We start from the raw sequence: 18,917 nt of genomic DNA, 5'->3' as shown, positions 1-18,917 counted from the left end.
GTCATACAGGTGTACGGGTGGTCCGCTCGGCGGGCGCCGCGTCGGGCCCGGCCGGTACGGCCGAGGGGGCCGGTACGGGCGTCAGGGCCCGGCAGTCGCCGAAGCTGGCGCGCAGTCGGCCGAGCAGGGTGTTGAGCTGGTCGACCTCGTCGTCGGACCAGTCCGCCAGGTAGTGGGCGAGCGCGTTCATATAGCGCTCGGAGAGGTCGGCGAGCATGTCGCGTCCGGCGGGGGTGAGCCGCAGGATGCGGGAGCGCTTGTCGGCGGGGTCCGGGGACCGGTCGATCCAGCCGTGCTCGGCGACGTGCGCCACATGCCGGCTGGTCACCGACATGTCGATGGCCATCAGCTCGGCGAGACGGCTCATGCGCATCTCCCCGTGCCGGTCGAGCAGCGTGAGCACCGCGGCGGAGCCCGCCGGGCACTCGTGCGGGAGGATCCGCCCCAGCCCCCGCTTCACGGCACCGATGGCGCTCAGCTGCTGGGCCAGCTCCTCGTACTGCCGTCGAGCGGCCATCGCACCTCCCTCATGTTCTTTTGTTGCTTCAGGCAACCATAAATACTGTTGGTTGCTGCAGGCAAACGAAATGGGACCCCAGGGCCTAAAACCTTGGCAAAGGCAAGTATTGGCGAACGTAAACCCGCAGTTCAGGCGGTTTTCCGCGCGTATCGGGCGGTGGCTCGGCCTGCTCGGTGTCTGGGGCAGCGGTCCCTGCCTGGCCTGCGCGATGCCTGAGGCGTAGGCCCCCGCCTGGCTCGTTCCGTCTCCGGGGCGGCGGTCCCCACTCGGCCTGCGCGATGCTTGAGGCGGGCCGCCCCTGCCTGGCCCGCTCGATGTCGAGGGCGGGCGCCCTCACTCAGCCTGTCCGGCGTTTGAGGACGAGGCCGCAAGGCCGATACGGGGGTCCGGGGGCGGAGCCCCTGGGGCGGTGCCCACCAAGAGAAGAGGGCCCCAAAACTTGGGGCCACCGAACGCACCCGATAGGGTCACGCGCATGGCAAACACCCAGGGCCCCGAGGGCAACTACGACCCCGCGGGTAGCACCCAGATGTTCCGAGCGTTCGTCGACGACCCGCAGAGCCGCCAGCAGCAGCAGGCGGCCACCACCCGGGGTCCCCGGGTCGGCCTGATCGTCGGTGTGATCGTGGCCGTCGCGATCGTCGCCGTGGTCGCCTGGCTCGCACTCAAGTAGCCGCTGCGAGCAGCCGCTCAGGCGGTTGCTCAAGCGGTCGGGGGCGCCGCCGGGCGCCCTACTCCCACCGGACGGACACGTCCCGCGTCTCGACATGCATACCGAGAGGTACGCGCCAGGCGTCGACGCACACCGTCCAGGTCTTCTCCGTCCGGCTGCCCGGAGCGATCGGCACGGGCAGCCGTTCGGACGACTCGACGGTCGCCCAGTCGATCCCGAGTGCGCCGATGACGTGCGTCCCGAAGGTCACCGTGCCCGAACGCACCGCGGTGCCCCCGGTGTTGTGGAACCCGACGGTGACCTTCTCGCACCACCGCTTGTCGGCCGGCTCCCGTTCGGGCTCGCCGACGACCAGCACGGCGGGACCGGCGGGCGTGCCCGTACCCGAAGTGCCTCCGGCCCCCGAACTCCCCTCACCACCATCGGTGTTGCCCGTACCACCCGTATCGTCCGGCGCATCCCCGCCGCCCGAGGACGGGCTCGTACGACCGCTGTCGTGCGCGCCGGACGTGCCGCCGGCCGGGGACGAGCCCGCGCCGCTCCCACCCGAGCCGCTGTCCGCACCTGCGCCCGCGTCCGTGTTCGCGTCCGTGTCCGCGTCCGTGTCCGCGCTTGACCGACCCCGGTCGCCGCCGCCCGATCCCGAACCCGGCCGCCCCGCGGCCCCCTTGGCCGCGGACCCGCTCTCCAGCGGCACCAACTCCACGTCGCCCGTGGGCGCGACCGCCCCGGCCGACGACGAGGGGCGCTGGACGGCGACGTACCCGTCACCGTCGCCTCCGCCGCCACCGACGCCCATACCGCTGCCGCAGGCGACCAGCGTCACCGCTCCCAGACAGACCACGGCCGCCGAGGCACCCCCAAGGGCCCCTCGGCGACCACGTATCGACCGCTGTCCCACCCGTCGACGCATCGCGCCAGTGTGGCTGACGACCCGTCAATTATGAACCCCTCGTGGGGCCCCGGGCGGTGGCTCAGTCGGAGATGAGACCTTCCCGCAGCTGGGACAGCGTCCGCGTGAGCAGCCGGGAGACGTGCATCTGCGAGATGCCGACCTCCTCGCCGATCTGCGACTGCGTCATGTTGGCGAAGAAGCGGAGCATGATGATCCGCCGCTCGCGGGGCGGGAGTTTGGCCAGCAGCGGCTTCAGGGACTCGCGGTACTCGACGCCCTCAAGGGCCGTGTCCTCGTAGCCGAGGCGGTCCGCGAGCGAGCCCTCGCCGCCGTCGTCCTCCGGAGCCGGGGAGTCGAGGGACGACGCCGTGTAGGCGTTGCCCACCGCCAGGCCGTCGACCACGTCCTCCTCGGACACGCCCAGGACGACGGCGAGTTCGGCGACGGTCGGCGAGCGGTCCAGCTTCTGGGAGAGCTCGTCGCTGGCCTTGGTCAGCGCGAGCCGCAGCTCCTGGAGCCGGCGCGGCACGCGCACCGACCACGAGGTGTCCCGGAAGAAGCGCTTGATCTCACCCACGACCGTCGGCATCGCGAACGTCGGGAACTCCACGCCCCGTTCGCAGTCGAAGCGGTCGATCGCCTTGATCAGGCCGATCGTGCCGACCTGGACGATGTCCTCCATCGGTTCGTTGCGCGACCGGAACCGGGCCGCCGCGTACCGCACCAGCGGGAGGTTGAGCTCGATGAGGGTGTCCCGCACGTAGCCGCGCTCGGGGCTGTTCTCGTCGAGTGCGGCGAGCCGCAGGAACAGGGAGCGGGACAGGGTGCGGGTGTCGATCACTTCCGGGGTCGGGGGGAAGGCCGGGGCTTCCGCGGCCGGGATGGCCGGAACCTCGACAACGACACTGTGAAGCACGTCTGGTGCGGATTCGCTCTTCGTGAGCGTGAGCACCTTCGAGCTGCCCTGGTCTGCGGACATGCCACCCCCTTTGGGTCGCGGACGGTCGCGGCGGAACGCTCCCGTCGAAGGAACGCAGCCTCCACCTGAATACCGGAGGCGGGGCTGCGGCAAACGCGTCACCGGAAGAATGTCACATGTCGGCAACACGCTGTAGTGATATGTCGACACAACAGGGGTGAATAGGCCCTGGAAAAGGGGGGTCTGACGGTTTTTCACCGCAGAGATGTCAGGAAAAGCCCTTGGAAGCGATTCGCTCCCCGGAGCTACGCCTCGATCCTGTTTGCGGATCGAAGCCGAGCGAAGCTACGGGCGAGGAGCCTTGACACATGCATCTGCGAGACGCCCAGCTCAGCGCTGATCTGTGACTGCGTCAGATTGCTGTAGTAACGCAGCAGAAGGATGCGCTGCTCGCGCTCGGGAAGCTGGACGAGCAGGTGCCGTACGAGGTCCCGGTGCTCCACGCCGTCCAGCGCGGGGTCCTCGAAACCGAGCCGGTCGAGGAGCCCCGGCAGCCCGTCGCCCTCCTGGGCGGCCTCCAGGGAGGTCGCGTGGTACGAGCGTCCGGCCTCGATGCAGGCCAGCACCTCGTCCTCGGTGATGCGCAGCCGTTCGGCGATCTCGGCGGTCGTGGGCGTGCGCCCGAAGGCCGTCGTGAGGTCCTCGGTGGCGCTGTTCACCTGCACCCACAGCTCGTGCAGCCGGCGCGGTACGTGGACCGTGCGGACGTTGTCGCGGAAGTACCGCTTGATCTCGCCGATGACGGTGGGCATCGCGAAGGTCGGGAACTGCACGCCCCGGTCGGGGTCGAAGCGGTCGATGGCGTTGATCAGCCCGATGGTCCCGACCTGGACGACGTCCTCCATGGGCTCGTTGCGGGACCGGAAGCGGGCGGCGGCGTACCGCACGAGCGGGAGGTTCGCCTCGATCAGCGCGGCCCGCACCCGGCCGTGCTCGGGGGTGCCGGGCTCCAGGTTCTTGAGCTCGCCGAAGAGGACCTGGGTGAGGGCCCGGGTGTCGGCCCCGCGCCGCCGCTGCGGGCTCTGGTCCGGGGAATCGCCCGGCTCGTCGAGCCGTTCGAGGGCCTGCGGCTTCTGCTGGGGAGGTGCGGGTGCTTGAGGCGCGGTACTGGCCGGCACGGTCAACTCCACCTCTGGGTCCGTCAACCCGTGAAAACACAAGTCCGAACGACGTCCGTCAGACACATGCGTCAACTCATCGGTCAAAAGCGGTCATAGCATCACAAGACATGTGCACTGTGTGCAAGCACCTCATCACTCCGTGTTGAGGTCCGCTCGGGGTCCGGGACGTGAAAGCGCATGAAAGAACCCCCCGCCGTTCGGGCGAGGGGCCGGTGTTCCGCGCGGGGTGTGCTGTGCCGCGGCTCAGAACTCGTAGTCGGCGATCACCCACGTGGCGAACTCGCGCCACAGGGCGACGCCCGCCTGGTGGGCGGGGTGCTCGATGTACCGCTTGAGCGCGTCCGTGTCCTCGACCGCCGAGTTGATCGCGAAGTCGTACGCGATGGGGCGGTCGGTGATGTTCCACTCGCACTCCCAGAACTGCAGTTCGGGAATCGAGTCGCCGAGCGCACGGAAGGCGGCGACGCCCTCGACGACACGGGGCTCGTCCCGCTCGACACCTTCGTTGAGCTTGAAGAGGACCAGGTGGCGGATCACGTGCACTCCCAGGACGAACGGGGAAACGGGGGATACGGGGATACGGGGTGGGGACGGAGGGGACGGCGATGGTGCGGCCGCTCGCCAGTCCTTAGTCCTTGGCCCCGTCGGCGATCCAGGTCATGAAGTCACCGACGGACTGGGCGGCGTTCGAGATGCCCTCGAAGCCTATCTGGACGTAGTCCGCCGCTCCTTCGGGGTCGGTGATGATCACGTACAGCACGAAGACCACGACTACGTAGACGGCGATCTTCTTCGAATTCACCGCCATCGCGGCCTCCCCGTGTGCCTGCTTCTGTGCCCGCTTGTGCCCCTGTGACTGCTGTGCCCATGGGGACCCCTGTTGTCGGCGGCGAGTGTAACCCCGGGCAGTTGATCTGACGATCTTTCAATGAGGCGGGGCGGGGCAGCATGAAGGGCCCGGTCCAGTGGACCGGGCCCTTCATCTATCTGCGGTAGCGGAGGGATTTGAACCCTCGGTGACTTGCGCCACACTCGCTTTCGAGGCGAGCTCCTTCGGCCGCTCGGACACGCTACCGAGAGAGATCCTAGCCCACGATGGGCCGTGCTCGGAAATCGGTTCAGCGGCCCCTGAAGAACTCGGTGAGCAGCCGGGCGCACTCGTCGTCGAGCACCCCGGCGATCACTTCGGGCCGGTGGTTGAGCCGGCGGTCGCGTACGACGTCCCAGAGGGAGCCGGCCGCGCCCGCCTTCTCGTCCCGGGCGCCGTAGACGACCCGGTCCACACGGGACTGGACGAGCGCGCCGGCGCACATCGTGCAGGGTTCGAGGGTGACGACGAGCGTGCAGCCGGTGAGCCGCCACTCCCCGGTCCTCGCGGCGGCCCGGCGGAGCGCCAGCACCTCGGCGTGGGCGGTCGGGTCACCGGCCGCCTCACGCTCGTTGTGCCCGGTGGCGAGCACCGTCGTGCCGTCCGGGGCCAGCACCACGGCGCCGACGGGTACGTCCTTGCCGCGGCCCGCGAGTTCGGCCTGCTCCAGGGCGAGCCGCATCGCGGGCCGCCAGCGGTCACGTACAGGATCTTGTACGGGAACGGGAACGGGTACGGGACCTTCGGCGGGGTCCTGTTCCTCCTGTGTGTTCGGCGGAGTCAGCGGACGGTCTCCAGGACCTCTGCCGCCCCGAGGACCTCGGCGATCTCGCCGAGCGCGTCGGTGCTGTCCAGGGCCAGCAACTCCTTCTCGCTCACACCGAGATCGGTGAGGACCTCGCGGTCTCCGATGGGTCCGGACGGCACGGTCTCACCCTTGGAGGTGGTGCCGACGTCGTCCTCCTCGTCGTCGGTCTCGTCCTCGGGTTCACCGTCCTCCGTGCCGTCGAGGTCGAGGGAGTCCAGGTCGGCGACGTCGTCGTCGCCGGGCTCCCGTCCGAGCAGTTCGTCCGTGAGCAGGATCTCGCCGTACGAACTGCGGGCCGCGGCCGCGCCGTCCGAGACGTAGATGCGAGGGTCCTCCTCGCCGTCCACGCGGACGACTCCGAACCACGCGTCCTCCTGCTCGATGAAGACGAGCACCGTGTCGTCGTCGACCGAGGCTTCGCGGGCCAGGTCGGCTAGATCCGACAGGGTCTCCACATCGTCGAGCTCTGTGTCGCTCGCTTCCCACCCGTCTTCGGTGCGCGCGAGCAGTGCGGCGAAGTACACCGTGACTCTCCCACTGGTCCTAGGCGTGCCGGTTGGGGGTCCCCCCGGCGGAGGTTGTGGGCGGGGGATACGTGCTCCGAGCCCCGCCCACTCGGAATCGTGGCAGAAACAGAGCGTTCAGGAGAGGTCTTCGGCTCGCTGTGTCCCGGTCGCGTTCCCACGCCCGGTCGCGTGGCGCGTGCGTCACACCGCCGCATGGCCTCACCTGGGCGCCCGGCGCCCACCGACAGCGGGATCGTACGCCGCCGGACCCCGCCTTCGTACGCGCCTGCCCGACCGCTGCCCGGCGGGTCGCACCACGATGCCCCTACGGGCGTGCCGACGGACGGCCCCCGGGGCTGCCCGGACGCACTTCACCGCGCGGACGAACCCGCTTCCCCCGACACCGGACCATCTGCCCTGCGTGTGGCGCGGCTCCGGATTCCTGCCTGCGACCACGGCTGCGAGCCGTCCTGCCGCCTACCTTGCGGCTGCCCGGCAGTGGGGCATCCGTCCAGCCCGGGCGGCCTGTGGTGCGACCTCCGCAATCTGCCTGCGGCTAGCGGCTAGCGGCTAGCGGCTAGGGGCTTGCGCTTGGCAGCAGCCCCCTCGGCCGGCGTTCGGCGGTTGGGCTTCCGGCCCGCGGTCGCCGACCGAGTGGCGTGGCTACTGGCCGGCGGCTGCCCTGCGGTGGGGCATCCGGCTCACCCCGGTGGGCCGTGCCGGTGGCCGGCCGAGGCTGCCCGGTGGCGGGGCGCTCGGCCCGTGGTTTTCGGGCGCGGGCGCGGGTGCGTCGGGGTGGCGCTACCAGCGGAACGTGCGCATGCGCATGGCGTGGCGCAGGCGGGCCGTTTTCGCGCGGCGCGGCTGCACCCTGTCGCGCAGCTCGCGAGCCTCCGTGAGTTCCCGCAGGAACTGGGCCCTGCGCCTGCGGCGCTGGGCGTCGCTCTCCAGGTCTTCCCGGTTCTGTCGCTCCGGGTCCGGCATCGGCAACACCCCCAGTCGGTCACTCCCACTTTCCCCCCGACGGGCGGTTTGATGCCAGCGGAGGTTTGCGCGGTGGCATCGGCGAAGTGTTCTCGACCCAGGTGGCGACGGGCGACGGGCGCCCTGGACGGGCCCGGATACCCTGGTGGACATGCGTCTCCACGTCGTCGACCACCCCCTGGTCGCTCATAAGCTCACCACGCTGCGCGACCGCCGCACCGACTCCCCGACCTTCCGTCGGCTCGCCGACGAGCTGGTCACCCTGCTCGCGTACGAGGCCACGCGGGACGTGCGCACCGAGCAGGTCGACATCGAGACCCCGGTGTCCCCCACCACGGGCGTCAAGCTGTCCCACCCGCGCCCCCTCGTCGTACCGATCCTGCGTGCCGGCCTCGGCATGCTCGACGGCATGGTGCGGCTCCTGCCGACCGCCGAGGTGGGTTTCCTCGGCATGATCCGCGACGAGGAGACGCTCCAGGCGTCCACGTACGCGACCCGTATGCCCGAGGACCTCTCCGGACGCCAGGTGTACGTCCTGGACCCGATGCTGGCCACCGGTGGCACCCTCGTCGCGGCGATCCAGGAGCTGATCAAGCGCGGCGCCGACGATGTGACGGCCGTGGTCCTGCTCGCCGCCCCCGAGGGCGTCGAGGTCATGGAGCGCGACCTCGCGGGCGCCCCGGTGACCGTCGTGACCGCGTCGGTCGACGAGCGGCTGAACGAGAACGGCTACATCGTCCCGGGCCTGGGCGACGCGGGCGACCGCATGTACGGCGCGGCCGAGTAGCCGGACCGAACGAACAGCCGGACCGACCGGACCGCCTTCTCCCGGCGGTCCTCATCGGTCCCTCTTCAGCAGCTCTTCCTCAGCAGTCCCCAGCAGTCCTCAGCAGTCCTTCTTCGTCGAGGGCGCCGGTGCGGGCTTGGCCAGAGCGGTCAGCGCGTCGTCGGCGTCCTCTTTCGTCGTCAGGGCCTTGTAGGCCTTGCCGAGGATCAGGTCGACCTCCGTGGGCCTGGCCCGGGTGTCGGTCTTCAGCTCGGCACCAGCGAGCTGGGTCGCGAGGACGGGAAGGGCGGCGTCGGCGGCGGCCTTCGCGCCGAGCACGATGCCGGCCCCGTCGACCTTCTTGTCGTACTCCTTGGTCGCGTTGCCCACCTCGCCGATCTTGAAGCCGCGCTTCTTCAGCGCGTCCGCGGTGTCCTTGGCGAGGCCCTTGCGGGCCGTGGCGTTGAGGACGTTCACGGTGATCCGGCCGGGCTCGGGCAGGGCCTTGACCGGGCTCGCGGAGGGCGAGGGGGACGTCTTGCAGCCCGGTGCCGTCCCGGCCGCGGACGCCTTGTCGCCGCCGCCCGTGAAGACGTCGATGAGCTGCAGGGTCCCCCAGCCGGCCAGTCCGAGCGCGGTGACGGAGGCGGCGACCGCGAGCACGATCCTGCGGCGCCCCCGGTTTCTGCGCATCCGTGGGTACTTGTCCCCCGTGATCCGGTACTGGCCGCCCATGCCAGGGGGAGTGAGCATGCTCATGGGCGCAGCGTAGTGCGCCGGAGCGACGATGCCTACTAGATGATCATTGACCGGGGCTCAGTCCAACCCAAAAGGGCCAACCCGGGCAGGGGGCGGCCGGGCGGGGACCGGCCCCGGACGGGTTAATGCGCGCGGGGGTCGACCCCGGGCGGGGTCGGTGCGCGCGGGGGCCGAGAGGGCTCCCCGGGCAGGCGTCGGCCACCCGGGGGCGGACCGGGCCGGGCGAGGGAGGGGCTCAGTCCAGTTCGAGGACGCGGGCGTGGAGCACCTGGCGCTGCTGGAGCGCGGCGCGGACGGCGCGGTGCAGGCCGTCCTCCAGGTACAGGTCGCCCTGCCACTTCACGACGTGCGCGAAGAGGTCGCCGTAGAACGTGGAGTCCTCGGCGAGCAGCGTTTCCAGGTCGAGCTGGCCCTTGGTCGTCACCAGCTGATCGAGGCGGACCGGGCGCGGCGCGACATCCGCCCACTGCCGGGTGCTTTCCCGGCCGTGGTCGGGGTACGGCCGTCCGTTTCCGATGCGCTTGAAGATCACACGGAAAGCCTACCGGCCAAGAGCTTCCGGGCGCAGCCATGGCGCCGGAGTGCGACGCTGGAAATGACGTCGTAAATATGGGCAAACCGGTAATTCTCCCAGATCACCCGTTCATGATCCGTTAGGAAACGGCCCGAGAACGGTCTCGGGAAACCCGGGAACAGGGGCCTGAAATGACTGACAGTGAAACGCGGTCGACGAGGACATCCGGCGCCGGGACCGCCGGGACCGCCGGGACCGGCACGGCCGGGGCACCCGCCGCTCCCGGCGACGCCTCCGCCCTGCCGCCGCAAGCCCTGGAGATCGCCTCCGGGTACGGCTTTCCGGGGGCCGCGCTCGATCTGGGGGCTCTGCTCTGGGACGGGCGGTGTCTGCCGGACGCGCAGATCCGGATCCCGCTGGGGATGCTCAACCGGCACGGGCTGGTGGCCGGAGCCACCGGTACCGGCAAGACCAAGACCCTGCAGCTCATCGCAGAGCAGCTTTCGGCGCAGGGCGTGCCGGTGTTCCTTGCGGATGTGAAGGGTGACGTCTCCGGCATCTCGGCGCCCGGCCAGGAGAACGACAAGGTGCGGACGCGGGCCTCGGAGGTCCGCCAGGAGTGGACGCCGGCCGGCTACCCGTGCGAGTTCTACGCCCTCGGAGGCATGGGCCACGGCATCCCTGTACGCGCGACCGTCACGAGTTTCGGCCCGGTCCTGCTGTCCAAGGTGCTCCGGCTGAACCAGACGCAGGAGCAATCGCTCGGCCTGATCTTCCACTACGCCGACCAGAAGGGCCTGGAACTGGTCGACCTGAAGGATCTGCGGGCCGTGGTCACCTTCCTCACCTCCGACGAGGGAAAGCCCGAGCTGAAGGGCATCGGCGGGCTGTCCCCCGCCACGGCCGGAGTGATCCTGCGCTCGCTGACCGCGTTCGAGGCCCAGGGGATGAGCCCGTTCTTCGGGGAGCCGGAGTTCGACACGAACGAGCTGCTGACGGTGGCGGCGGACGGCCGGGGAACGGTCTCCGTCCTGGAACTGCCCGCCGTGCAGGACAAACCGCAGCTCTTCTCGACGTTCCTGATGTGGCTCCTCGCCGATCTCTTCCACGACCTCCCCGAGGTCGGTGACGTCGACAAGCCGAAGCTCGTCTTCTTCTTCGACGAGGCGCATCTGCTCTTCAGCGACGCGTCCCGGGCCTTCCTGGACTCGATCACGCAGACCGTCCGGCTGATTCGCTCGAAAGGGGTCGGCATCTTCTTCGTCACGCAGACCCCCAAGGACGTACCCGGAGACGTCCTCGCCCAGCTGGGCAACCGCGTCCAGCACGCGCTGCGCGCCTTCACCCCCGACGACCAGAAGGCGCTCAAGGCCACGGTGAAGACCTTCCCGGACTCCCCGTACGACCTGGAGGAGGTCCTCACCGCCCTCGGCACCGGGGAGGCCGTCGTCACCGTCCTCAGCGAGAAGGGCGCGCCGACACCGGTCGCGGCGACGCGGCTGCGGGCGCCGGAGTCCCTGATGGGCCCGGTGGACCCGGCGGTCCTCGACCGGGCGGTCGAACAGTCGCCGCTGCACGCGCGGTACGCCCTCGCGGTCGACCGCGAATCGGCGTACGAGAAGCTCCGGGCGGGGGAGGCGGAAGCGTCCGCGCAGGCGACTGAGCGGACAGCTCGGCCTGCGGATGCGCAGGCGGAGCCCGAGAAGGGTGCGGGCGCCGGCCGAGCTGCCCGGAAGACCGAGCAGGACCCCTCCGTCGTCCAGCAGGTCGTCCGCAGCGGGGTCTTCAAGTCGCTCGCCCGCAGCCTGGGTACGCAGATCGGGCGCGAGATCACCCGGTCGGTCTTCGGTACGGCCCGGCGCAGGCGGTAGCCGGAACCGCTTCCCCGGCGGCGAGGACGGGGGCGGACCGGCCGTGGCCCGCCCCCGCGGTCGGTTCAGCCGACCTCATCGACTCGGTCGCTGATTCAGTCGCTGATTCAGTCGCGCTCGCGATTCCGGAACGGGACCGGCTCCGAAGCCGAAGCCGAAGCCGACGACGGTGTCGGCTTCGCTTTCGCGCTCGGGTTCGGGTTCGGTGCGGCCCGGCCGGTTTCAGGGGGCGTCTTCGGGGCGTTGCGGAGAGATTCGGCGCGCACCAGGGCGTGCAGGATCGCGTACGGGTCCATCGGCATGGAGAGAGTCCTCTCGTGCTGCTGGGGGAGGGAGAGCGGTCCGGTCGGAGCCGGGCTCCTCAGCAGCGGAGGACCATGCAGCGCAGGGCGCGCGGGGCAGGAGCGTGATGGAGCGCGCGGCCCCGTGAGCGGGGGCGCGCGGTGGCCGCGGCCGGGCGGTGCGCGGACCGCCCCGCCGGGCGCTGGTGCACCGGGGGACGGTGGCCCTGACGGGCGGCCGACCGGAAAGCGGTGTCCAGGACGTCATGCGGGTGTTCGAGACCGGGCTCGGTGGAGACCGCGGCGGGCGGGGCCGTACGGATCCCGCTGTGCCCGCCCGCCGAACCGGCCGCACCCATCGCGCACAACGCGCACAGCAGTGCGGCGAGCAGCACGAGGAACCGCTGCCGGGCGTTCCGGCGCGGAGCACACGCGACGAACCGGTCAGGACCCGGGCCAGGACTCCGGCCAGAACTTCGGCCAGGACTCCTGTCGGGACTCCTGTACGGATTCCGGTCGAGGCTCCGGTCGGGGCTCATGAGAGGTCATGTCCCCGGTCGGAGGGCCCGGCGCATCGGCCGCGCCCGCAGAACCGCCCGTTCGGCGTAGAGCGGCGGGCCAGGGCCGGTACCGGGGTAGGTACCGGGACCCGGGCAGGTACCGGAACCCGGGTCGGTCCGGGCGCGTACGACGCCATCCCGTCCCGCTCAGAGCGCGCGCGGTACGGTCCGGGCCCGCTCGCGCATCCGGAACGACGTGATGATCTCCGTGACGCCGAGGGCCAGCAGCCAGGCGCCGCCGACGACGGTGAGGACGGCCACCGACTCGAAGGGGGAGACGATCAGCACGACACCGGCGAGGAAGCTGAGGATCCCGAGGAGGATCTGCCAGCCCCGGGCGGGCACGGTCGGGTCGGACGCGGCGGCCAGCGTGTGCGTGACACCGCGGAACAGCCAGCCGATGCCGATCCACAGCCCGAGCAGCAGGATCGACTGCATCGCGCCGCGGAAGCAGAACAGGCCCAGCAGGATCGACAGCGCCCCGCTGATGAACGCCATCACCCGCAGGGAGGTCGCCGTGTGCGTCCCGAACGCGGAGGCCAGCTGGAGCACGCCGCTGAAGAGCAGATAGAGCCCGAAGAGCACGCCCGCCGCGAGCAGCGTCGCCTTCGGCCACACCAGCATCATGAGGCCGAGCGCCAGCGCGGCGATCCCGGCGGCCAGTACGGCCTGCCAGGCGGTGCGGGAGAGCAGGAAAAGGGGACCTTCGAGTCGGTCCGGTTCGTGGAGATCGCCGGATCGGCGCGGGTCGCGGGCCGCGTGGGCCCGCCTGTCGTCGTATTCAGGCCCCCAGGGGCCGCCACTCGGTACCTCGGCCATGCCTCATGCTCAGCCGGAACCGATGCCCCTGCCACTCGTGAACCCCGAACGGCTGAACGCGCCGGCCCGCCCTCCGCGGAACCTCACCCGCCGGAGCCCTTCACCGCCTTCGCTGCCTTCCCCGCCTTCGTGGCCTTCGCTGTCTTTGCGGTCTTCGCCGCAGTCGCCGACTTCGCGGTCGTCTCGGCCGCCGCCTTCGCCGCCGCCTTCATCTCCTGCTTGTGCGCCCGCACCTTCGTCAGCGACTCCGGGCCGGTGATGTCCGCGACCGAGCGGAAGGATCTCGCCTCGCCGTAGGGACCCGCGGCCTCCCGCCAGCCCTTCGGGCGCACGCCCAGCTGCTTGCCCAGCAGGGCGAGGAAGATCTGCGCCTTCTGGGTGCCGAAGCCGGGCAGCTCCTTGAGCCGCCGCAACAGCTCCGCCCCCGTCACCGCGCCGGCCCCCGTACCCGGGTCCGCGCCCTCCCAGACCTTCGCCGCGTCCCCGTCGTAGTGCTCCACGAGGTACTGGCACAACTGCTGGATCCGCTTGGCCATCGAGCCCGGGTAGCGGTGCACGGCCGGTTTCGTGGACAGGAGGGCCGCGAACGCCTCCGGCTCGTACGCCGCGATCTCGTGCGCGTCGAGATCGTCCGCGTCGAGCCGCCGCGCGATCGTGTACGGGCCCGCGAACGCCCATTCCATCGGGACCTGCTGATCGAGGAGCATGCCGACGAGCGCGGCGAGCGGGCTGCGCCCGAGGAGTTCGTCGGCCTCGGGCTGCTGGGCGAGATGCAGGGTGACGTCCATGCCCCGATCATCGCGCGTACGGGTTCAGGCCGCTCGCCAGTACCCCAGCGCGTTCACCCGCTGCTTCGGCAGGGCCAGTTCCTTGCGGAAGTACGCGGCCAGGGAGCGGGTCGTGGCCGTGTCGCAGGCGATCCAGACGTACGGGTCGGCGGTCTCCTTGAGCAGCTCCGGCACGGCCGCCCGCACCTGTGCCACCAGGTGGGCGCCCCGGTCGAGCCGCGGAACCGTACGCAGGTCGTGGCGGGCCGGGTCCACCCGCAGGGGCAGACCGTCCGTGCCCCGGCCCGCCCCGTCCTCCTTGCTCGTGCCGCTCCCGGCGGTCTCGAACCAGATCGTCGCGGGTGCCGTACCCACCGCGTCCAGCAGCGAGTTGAGGGCCGGCAGCGAGGCGGTGTCGGCGATCGCCAGCACCCGGGACGGAGCCGGGTCCGGGTCGGTGAAACCCGTGCCCTGGACCGTGGCCTCGATGGTGTCCCCGGCCTTCGCGGACCGCGCCCAGTCGCTCGCGCACCCCTCGTGCAGGGCGAACTCCAGGCTGAAGGTGCCCGCGGCCGGATCGGGGTCCACGAGGGTGTACGCCCGCTGGTGCGGTTTGCCCGCGTTGTCGAACCACAGCCGTACCCACATCGTCGGGTGCACCCCGGTCGCCGCGAGCATGCCGCCGTCGGAGAGGTGCAGCCGGCGGTAGTGCTCGGTGACGTCCTCCGCGCCCAGGACCGTGAACGTGAAGTCCTTGCCCCGGAACAGTTTGAGGACCGCGCCCTCCCAGCCGTGCCCCTGCCCCATGGCGTTTTCACCCTTCGCGTACGATTCCGTCACACCTTACTTAGGTGAGCCTAACCTAATCTCGAACCGAGAGGGAGACGCAGGGTGACTGCCGAGATCTACCGCGACGCCTGGGGCGTCCCGCACCTGCGCGCCGGCGACGCCCTCGAACTGGCCCGCGCCCAGGGCCTCGTCACGGCCCACGACCGCGCCTGGCAGATCGAGGTCGAACGCCACAGGGCGCGCGGCACCTCGGCCGCGTTCCTCGGCGCGGACGCGCTCGCCTGGGACCGGTTCGCGAGACAGGCCCTGCTCGACGACACGGCGAGACGCTGCTTCACGGCCCTGGAGAGACGGGACCCCGAGACGGCCGCCTGGGTCCGGGCGTACGTCGACGGGGTCAACCAGGGCCTGCCCGAAGGGGCCCGCCGCACACCCGAGTTCGGGGCCGTCGGGCTCGTACCGGGCCGGTGGGAGCCGTGGACCCCGCTGGGCGTCTGGCTGGCCACGCACATCCTGTTCGCGGGGTTCCCGGCCAAGCTGTGGCGCGACGAGGTCGTACGCCGTCTCGGTCCGGACGCCGTCGCTCTGTTCGCCACCGACGGACCCGGCATCTCCGGCAGCAACGGCTGGCTCGTCACCGGCGAGCGCACCGCCACCGGGCTGCCGGTCATCGCGGGCGACCCCCACCGTTTCATCGAGGCGCCGGGTGTGTACCAGCAAGTCCGACTCGCCTGCCCGGAGTTCGACGTCGTGGGCCTGGCCGTACCGGGCGTCCCCGGCATCGCCCACTTCGGCCACACCGGCACGGTGGCCTGGGCGATCACCAACGCGATGGCCGACTACCAGGACCTGTACAGGGAGCGGCTCCGACGGTCCGGCGACGAAGAGGCCGGAGAGGCCGGAGGGGCCGCAGGGGAGGGAGAGGAGGGGCTGGTCGAGGCGCTCGGCCCGGACGGGAAGTGGCACCCCGCCGCCCGTCGCACGGAGCTGATCGAAGTGGCCGGCGCCGACCCCGTGGAGGTCGAGGTGATCGAGACCGACCGCGGCCCGGTCATCATCAACCCCGACCCCACCAGCGGCGACGGCGCCGGCGGTGGCGGGCGCGAGAACCCGCCCGCCGACCCCATCAGCCTCCGCCACCCGCCGCGCGTCCGCGAAGACCTCGGCTTCAGTGCCCTCCTGCCCCTCCTCCGCGCCCGCCGGGTCGCCGACGTGGACCGCGCCCTCGACGACTGGGCCGAGCCCGTCAACGTCGTCCAGGCGGCGGACACCGAGGGCGGCCTGCTCCACCGCGTCGCGGGCCGCGTGCCGGTACGCGACCCGCTGAACGGCACCCGGATCGTCCCGGCCTGGGAACCCGGCCACGCCTGGCACGGCTGGTACGCCCCCATGCCGCGCGGCACGGTCGACGACGGCCTCGCGGTCATGGCCAACCAGCGCGGCCCCGCCACCCCCCTCGGCGTCGAGTTCGCGCCGCCGCACCGGGCCGCCCGGCTGCGCGCCCTCCTCGACGTGCGGAAGGACTGGAAGGCCGCCGACATGGCCGCCCTCCACATGGACACCCACCTCGCCTCCGCGGCCCCGCTGCTGAACCGCCTCGCCGCCCTCGAAGACCTCAGCCCCGAAGCCACCGCCCTGCGCGCACAACTCCTGCGCTGGGACCGTCACATGGCCGCCGACAGCACGGAGGCGGCCGGCTACGCGGCGGTCCGCGGCGCCGTCGTACGCCGCCTCGCCGCCCACCCCGCCCTGGCCCCGCTCACCGAACCCCCGCCGTACCCCGAGGTGTTCCGCCCCTGGCTCGCACTCCTCCCCCGCATCGCCTTCGCCCTCGAAAACCTCCTCACAGCAGAGGAGTTGTACGGGATCGACCGCGCCGAGATCGTCAGGGCGGCCCTGGAGGAGGTGGCCGGGGCCCCGCCGGAGGGCGCCTGGGGCGACACCCACCGCCTCGCTCCCTGGCGTGCGCTGCCGGACCCCGCGTACGACGCGGGTGAGCCGGGGCTCTCCGGCGATCACGACTGCGTGCTGTGCACCTCGGCCGTGCCGGGTCTCACCGACCGGGCGGCACGCGGCCCCGCCGCCCGCTACGTGTGGGACCTGGCACGGCGTGAGGACAGCCTCTGGGTGGTGCCGTTCGGGGCTTCGGGCGTACCGGGTTCACCGCACCACCGCGACCAGCTCCCCCTGTGGCTCGGCGGAGAACTGGCCCCCGTGACCACCGACTGGAACCAGCTCCGCCCGGACCGGTTCGTCAGCGAGAACGAGAACAACAGCGAGAACAAGAGCGAGAACAAGAGCGAGAACGAGGACAACGCATGACGTCGTACACGACCCCGACCCCGACCCTGACTTCGAACCCGAACCCGAACCCGATCTCTGCTTTTCATGGGCGCGCGGCCGTCCACGAGGAGGCCGTCGAAGGTCTCGGTACCGTCCGTGTCGTGCCCGTGGACGCGGAGGCCGACCTGGACGTGCTGCATTCCTGGGTGACGGCCGAACGGGCCCGTTTCTGGGGCATGGGCGGTTTCACCAGGGAGCAGGTGCTGGAGACCTACCGGCATCTCGGCTCGCTCGACACGCACCACGCGTTCCTCGCCGTCCTCGACGGCGAACCGGCCGCGCTCTTCCAGACGTACGAACCGGAGGCCGACCGGGTCAGCGAGTGCTACGAGGTGGAGCCGGGCGACATCGGCGTCCACCTGCTGATCGGCCCGCCACCCGGGGGCGTCGGCCGGCCCGGCCACAGCACCGCCCTGCTGCGGGCCTTCACCACGTACGTCCTGCGGGTGCTCGACCGGCCGCGGGTCGTGGTCGAGCCCGACCTCCGTAACGAGAAGGCGATCGCCCGGCTGATCCGCCAGGGCTTCGTGCTCGGCCCGCCGATCGTGCTGCCGGAGATCGACCTCCCGGAGGTCCACCTGCCGGAGAAGAAGGCCCGGCTGGCCTTCCTGGTGAGGGACGGCGCGTCGGAGGCCCCCGGTGGGGCATGGTCGGGGAGTGGCCGATGACCTCACTCCCGAAGCCCTAGCCGCGCACTACCGACTGGAGCCCATCCCCAAGGAGGGCGGCCTCTTCCGCCGTACCTGGGCGGGCCCCGAACGCCCCGACGGACGGCCCGAGGGCTCCGCGATAGTGGCCCTCCTGACCTCCCGGCCCGGCGACTTCTCCGCCCTGCACCGCCTCCCGGCCGACGAGACCTGGCACTTCTATCTGGGGGACCCGCTGGAAATGCTGCTCCTCGCCCCCGACGGCACGTCCCGTACGGTCCTGCTCGGCCCGGACGTCCTGGGCGGCCAGCACATCCAGTTCACCGTGCCCGCCCGCACCTGGATGGGCGCGCGGGTCGCAGCGGACGGCGCCTGGTCGTTCTTCGGCTGCACGATGGCACCCGGCTTCACCTACGAGGGGTACGAGCACGGGGACGGGACCGAACTCGCGGCGCGATACCCGGCGGAGGCGGCGCGGATCACCGCGCTGAGCCGCCCGTGACGGGCGTGCCGGGCGCACCCGGTCCTCGTGGTGGGCTGCTCGAAGGCCAGGTCGCGCTCGTCACCGGCGCCTCGGGCGGCCTCGGGCGGGGGATCGCGCTCCGGTTCGCGGCGGCGGGCGCGGCCGTGGCCGTCCACTTCCGTACGAACGCGGAGGCGGCGGGCGAAGTCGTCGCCCGCATCATGGACTCGGGCGGCCGGGCGGTGGCCCTGCGCGCCGATCTGACCGTGGAGTCGCAGTGCCACCGGGTGGTGCGCGAGGCCGCGGACTGGGGAGGCGGCGTACTGACGGCCCTGGTCAACAACGCGGGCGTCCAACCGGTCCAGGAGCTGCCCGGCATGACGCTGGCGGACTGGCGGGCGGTGGCCGACGCCAACACGGCGAGCGTGTTCGCGTGCACGCAGGCCGCGGCCGAACTGATGCGGGACGCGAGCGATGCCGGGGGCGAGCCCGGTGGGCGTGTGCGCAGCATCACCCACATCGCGTCCATCGAGGCCACGCACCCCGCCCCGCACCACGCGCACTACTCCGCGTCGAAGGCCGCCGTCGTCATGCACGCGCGCTCCGCGGCCCTGGAGTACGGTCCCTTCGGAATCCGCGTCAACACCGTCTCCCCGGGGCTGATCGACCGCGCAGGCCTCGCGCAGGCCTGGCCGGAGGGCGTGCGCCGCTGGGAACAGGCGGTGCCCACCGGGAGGCTGGGGCGCCCGGAGGACGTGGGGGACGCCTGCGTGTTCCTCGCCTCGCCGATGGCCTCCTGGGTCACCGGGCACGACCTCGTCGTGGACGGAGGGATCTCGGCGCGGCCGACATGGTGAGCGGGTTGAACAACGTGCCGCGTACATCCGTACCTCCTCAGAGGCCACTTCGCGGAGGCCGCGGATGAACGCGCGACGAGCACGAGAAGCACGACGAGCACGAGAAGCACGACGAGCACGAGAAGCA

General features: G+C 71.5%; 23 protein-coding genes and 1 tRNA gene. 7 read left to right on the top strand and 17 right to left on the bottom strand.

Going from position 1 to position 18,917, the window contains the following annotated elements; translation table 11 throughout:
- Position 1: 1 nt before the first annotated feature.
- Complete coding sequence (locus J8N05_RS05570) at positions 2-517, bottom strand: MarR family winged helix-turn-helix transcriptional regulator (RefSeq protein ID WP_210881345.1); 516 nt, start codon at positions 515-517, stop codon at positions 2-4.
- Between the two features lie 478 nt (positions 518-995).
- Here J8N05_RS05570 and J8N05_RS05565 point away from each other — a divergent pair, with 478 nt between their 5' ends.
- Positions 996-1,193 (top strand): hypothetical protein, encoded by a 198-nt coding sequence (locus J8N05_RS05565; RefSeq protein WP_189776335.1) that lies wholly within the window; start codon positions 996-998, stop codon positions 1,191-1,193.
- A gap of 58 nt (positions 1,194-1,251) precedes the next feature.
- On the opposite strand, the gene J8N05_RS05560 is transcribed toward J8N05_RS05565, so the two are convergent.
- The 9 genes from J8N05_RS05560 to J8N05_RS05520 form a co-directional block, all read right to left on the bottom strand.
- A complete protein-coding gene (locus J8N05_RS05560; RefSeq protein ID WP_247706161.1) occupies positions 1,252-2,037 on the bottom strand; it encodes a hypothetical protein in 786 nt (261 codons plus the stop codon).
- Positions 2,038-2,167: 130 nt separating this feature from the next.
- Positions 2,168-3,067 carry an RNA polymerase sigma factor SigF gene (locus tag J8N05_RS05555; protein ID WP_210881343.1) on the bottom strand — a complete coding sequence of 300 codons (900 nt, stop codon included), beginning with the start codon at positions 3,065-3,067 and terminating at the stop codon, positions 2,168-2,170.
- 245 nt (positions 3,068-3,312) lie between these two features.
- Positions 3,313-4,185, bottom strand: coding sequence for an RNA polymerase sigma factor SigF (locus tag J8N05_RS05550; RefSeq protein WP_210881342.1), 873 nt, complete (start codon positions 4,183-4,185; stop codon positions 3,313-3,315).
- Positions 4,186-4,431: 246 nt separating this feature from the next.
- Positions 4,432-4,725 carry a Dabb family protein gene (locus J8N05_RS05545; RefSeq protein WP_210881341.1) on the bottom strand — a complete coding sequence of 98 codons (294 nt, stop codon included), beginning with the start codon at positions 4,723-4,725 and terminating at the stop codon, positions 4,432-4,434.
- Between the two features lie 91 nt (positions 4,726-4,816).
- A complete protein-coding gene (locus J8N05_RS05540) occupies positions 4,817-4,996 on the bottom strand; it encodes a hypothetical protein (protein ID WP_210881340.1) in 180 nt (59 codons plus the stop codon).
- A 182-nt stretch (positions 4,997-5,178) separates the two neighbouring features.
- A tRNA-Ser gene (locus tag J8N05_RS05535) sits at positions 5,179-5,263 on the bottom strand.
- A gap of 43 nt (positions 5,264-5,306) precedes the next feature.
- Positions 5,307-5,738, bottom strand: a complete 432-nt coding sequence (tadA, locus tag J8N05_RS05530; protein ID WP_210881339.1) for a tRNA adenosine(34) deaminase TadA — start codon at positions 5,736-5,738, stop codon at positions 5,307-5,309.
- A 98-nt stretch (positions 5,739-5,836) separates the two neighbouring features.
- Entirely contained in the window at positions 5,837-6,388 is a 552-nt protein-coding gene (locus tag J8N05_RS05525; RefSeq protein ID WP_210881338.1) for a tRNA adenosine deaminase-associated protein, read from the bottom strand.
- 783 nt (positions 6,389-7,171) lie between these two features.
- Positions 7,172-7,354 carry a hypothetical protein gene (locus J8N05_RS05520; RefSeq protein WP_107020608.1) on the bottom strand — a complete coding sequence of 61 codons (183 nt, stop codon included), beginning with the start codon at positions 7,352-7,354 and terminating at the stop codon, positions 7,172-7,174.
- 151 nt (positions 7,355-7,505) lie between these two features.
- On the opposite strand from J8N05_RS05520, the gene upp reads away from it, so the two are divergent.
- Complete coding sequence (gene upp / locus J8N05_RS05515) at positions 7,506-8,141, top strand: uracil phosphoribosyltransferase (protein ID WP_210881337.1); 636 nt, start codon at positions 7,506-7,508, stop codon at positions 8,139-8,141.
- A gap of 99 nt (positions 8,142-8,240) precedes the next feature.
- Here upp and J8N05_RS05510 read toward each other — a convergent pair whose 3' ends face one another.
- Positions 8,241-8,879: a LytR C-terminal domain-containing protein gene (locus J8N05_RS05510; protein WP_247706160.1), complete on the bottom strand. Its 639-nt coding sequence runs from the start codon at positions 8,877-8,879 to the stop codon at positions 8,241-8,243.
- A gap of 235 nt (positions 8,880-9,114) precedes the next feature.
- Positions 9,115-9,411: a type II toxin-antitoxin system VapB family antitoxin gene (locus tag J8N05_RS05505; RefSeq protein WP_003999914.1), complete on the bottom strand. Its 297-nt coding sequence runs from the start codon at positions 9,409-9,411 to the stop codon at positions 9,115-9,117.
- A 173-nt stretch (positions 9,412-9,584) separates the two neighbouring features.
- On the opposite strand from J8N05_RS05505, the gene J8N05_RS05500 reads away from it, so the two are divergent.
- Positions 9,585-11,264 carry a helicase HerA-like domain-containing protein gene (locus tag J8N05_RS05500; RefSeq protein ID WP_210881336.1) on the top strand — a complete coding sequence of 560 codons (1,680 nt, stop codon included), beginning with the start codon at positions 9,585-9,587 and terminating at the stop codon, positions 11,262-11,264.
- 107 nt (positions 11,265-11,371) lie between these two features.
- On the opposite strand, the gene J8N05_RS05495 is transcribed toward J8N05_RS05500, so the two are convergent.
- The 5 genes from J8N05_RS05495 to J8N05_RS05475 form a co-directional block, all read right to left on the bottom strand.
- Positions 11,372-11,566: a hypothetical protein gene (locus J8N05_RS05495; RefSeq protein WP_210881335.1), complete on the bottom strand. Its 195-nt coding sequence runs from the start codon at positions 11,564-11,566 to the stop codon at positions 11,372-11,374.
- Positions 11,567-11,625: 59 nt separating this feature from the next.
- A complete protein-coding gene (locus J8N05_RS05490) occupies positions 11,626-11,940 on the bottom strand; it encodes a hypothetical protein (protein ID WP_210881334.1) in 315 nt (104 codons plus the stop codon).
- Between the two features lie 312 nt (positions 11,941-12,252).
- Entirely contained in the window at positions 12,253-12,924 is a 672-nt protein-coding gene (locus J8N05_RS05485) for an HdeD family acid-resistance protein (RefSeq protein WP_210881333.1), read from the bottom strand.
- An 83-nt stretch (positions 12,925-13,007) separates the two neighbouring features.
- A complete protein-coding gene (locus tag J8N05_RS05480; RefSeq protein WP_210881332.1) occupies positions 13,008-13,712 on the bottom strand; it encodes an HhH-GPD-type base excision DNA repair protein in 705 nt (234 codons plus the stop codon).
- 24 nt (positions 13,713-13,736) lie between these two features.
- Positions 13,737-14,498: a siderophore-interacting protein gene (locus tag J8N05_RS05475; protein ID WP_210881331.1), complete on the bottom strand. Its 762-nt coding sequence runs from the start codon at positions 14,496-14,498 to the stop codon at positions 13,737-13,739.
- Between the two features lie 84 nt (positions 14,499-14,582).
- Between J8N05_RS05475 and J8N05_RS05470 the strand changes: the two genes are divergently transcribed.
- The 4 genes from J8N05_RS05470 to J8N05_RS05455 are packed head-to-tail and all read left to right on the top strand — an operon-like array spanning position 14,583 to position 18,790.
- On the top strand, positions 14,583-16,802 hold the full coding sequence (locus J8N05_RS05470) for a penicillin acylase family protein (protein ID WP_210881330.1): 2,220 nt from the start codon (positions 14,583-14,585) through the stop codon (positions 16,800-16,802).
- Positions 16,799-17,491, top strand: a complete 693-nt coding sequence (locus J8N05_RS05465; RefSeq protein WP_210881329.1) for a GNAT family N-acetyltransferase — start codon at positions 16,799-16,801, stop codon at positions 17,489-17,491. The genes J8N05_RS05470 and J8N05_RS05465 overlap by 4 nt, the downstream gene beginning before the upstream one ends.
- Positions 17,481-17,972: a cupin domain-containing protein gene (locus J8N05_RS05460; RefSeq protein WP_210881328.1), complete on the top strand. Its 492-nt coding sequence runs from the start codon at positions 17,481-17,483 to the stop codon at positions 17,970-17,972. The genes J8N05_RS05465 and J8N05_RS05460 overlap by 11 nt, the downstream gene beginning before the upstream one ends.
- Positions 17,969-18,790, top strand: coding sequence for an SDR family NAD(P)-dependent oxidoreductase (locus J8N05_RS05455; protein WP_247706159.1), 822 nt, complete (start codon positions 17,969-17,971; stop codon positions 18,788-18,790). The genes J8N05_RS05460 and J8N05_RS05455 overlap by 4 nt, the downstream gene beginning before the upstream one ends.
- The last annotated feature ends 127 nt before the right edge of the window (positions 18,791-18,917 follow it).

The organism is Streptomyces liliiviolaceus (genome assembly GCF_018070025.1).
GTDB classification, from domain to species: domain Bacteria; phylum Actinomycetota; class Actinomycetes; order Streptomycetales; family Streptomycetaceae; genus Streptomyces; species Streptomyces liliiviolaceus.
Note: the sequence above shows the minus strand (reverse complement) of the source record. Positions and strands in the feature narration are given on the sequence as shown.

Coding starts and splice junctions, on each gene's coding strand:
- J8N05_RS05480 (WP_210881332.1), bottom strand. CDS start 13,712: ATGGACGTCACCCTGCATCTCGCCCAGCAGCCCGAGGCCGACGAACTC.
- J8N05_RS05500 (WP_210881336.1), top strand. CDS start 9,585: ATGACTGACAGTGAAACGCGGTCGACGAGGACATCCGGCGCCGGGACC.
- J8N05_RS05510 (WP_247706160.1), bottom strand. CDS start 8,879: ATGAGCATGCTCACTCCCCCTGGCATGGGCGGCCAGTACCGGATCACG.
- J8N05_RS05475 (WP_210881331.1), bottom strand. CDS start 14,498: ATGGGGCAGGGGCACGGCTGGGAGGGCGCGGTCCTCAAACTGTTCCGG.
- J8N05_RS05565 (WP_189776335.1), top strand. CDS start 996: ATGGCAAACACCCAGGGCCCCGAGGGCAACTACGACCCCGCGGGTAGC.
- upp (WP_210881337.1), top strand. CDS start 7,506: ATGCGTCTCCACGTCGTCGACCACCCCCTGGTCGCTCATAAGCTCACC.
- J8N05_RS05520 (WP_107020608.1), bottom strand. CDS start 7,354: ATGCCGGACCCGGAGCGACAGAACCGGGAAGACCTGGAGAGCGACGCC.
- J8N05_RS05495 (WP_210881335.1), bottom strand. CDS start 11,566: ATGCCGATGGACCCGTACGCGATCCTGCACGCCCTGGTGCGCGCCGAA.
- J8N05_RS05555 (WP_210881343.1), bottom strand. CDS start 3,067: ATGTCCGCAGACCAGGGCAGCTCGAAGGTGCTCACGCTCACGAAGAGC.
- J8N05_RS05570 (WP_210881345.1), bottom strand. CDS start 517: ATGGCCGCTCGACGGCAGTACGAGGAGCTGGCCCAGCAGCTGAGCGCC.
- J8N05_RS05485 (WP_210881333.1), bottom strand. CDS start 12,924: ATGGCCGAGGTACCGAGTGGCGGCCCCTGGGGGCCTGAATACGACGAC.
- tadA (WP_210881339.1), bottom strand. CDS start 5,738: ATGCGGCTCGCCCTGGAGCAGGCCGAACTCGCGGGCCGCGGCAAGGAC.
- J8N05_RS05540 (WP_210881340.1), bottom strand. CDS start 4,996: ATGGCGGTGAATTCGAAGAAGATCGCCGTCTACGTAGTCGTGGTCTTC.
- J8N05_RS05465 (WP_210881329.1), top strand. CDS start 16,799: ATGACGTCGTACACGACCCCGACCCCGACCCTGACTTCGAACCCGAAC.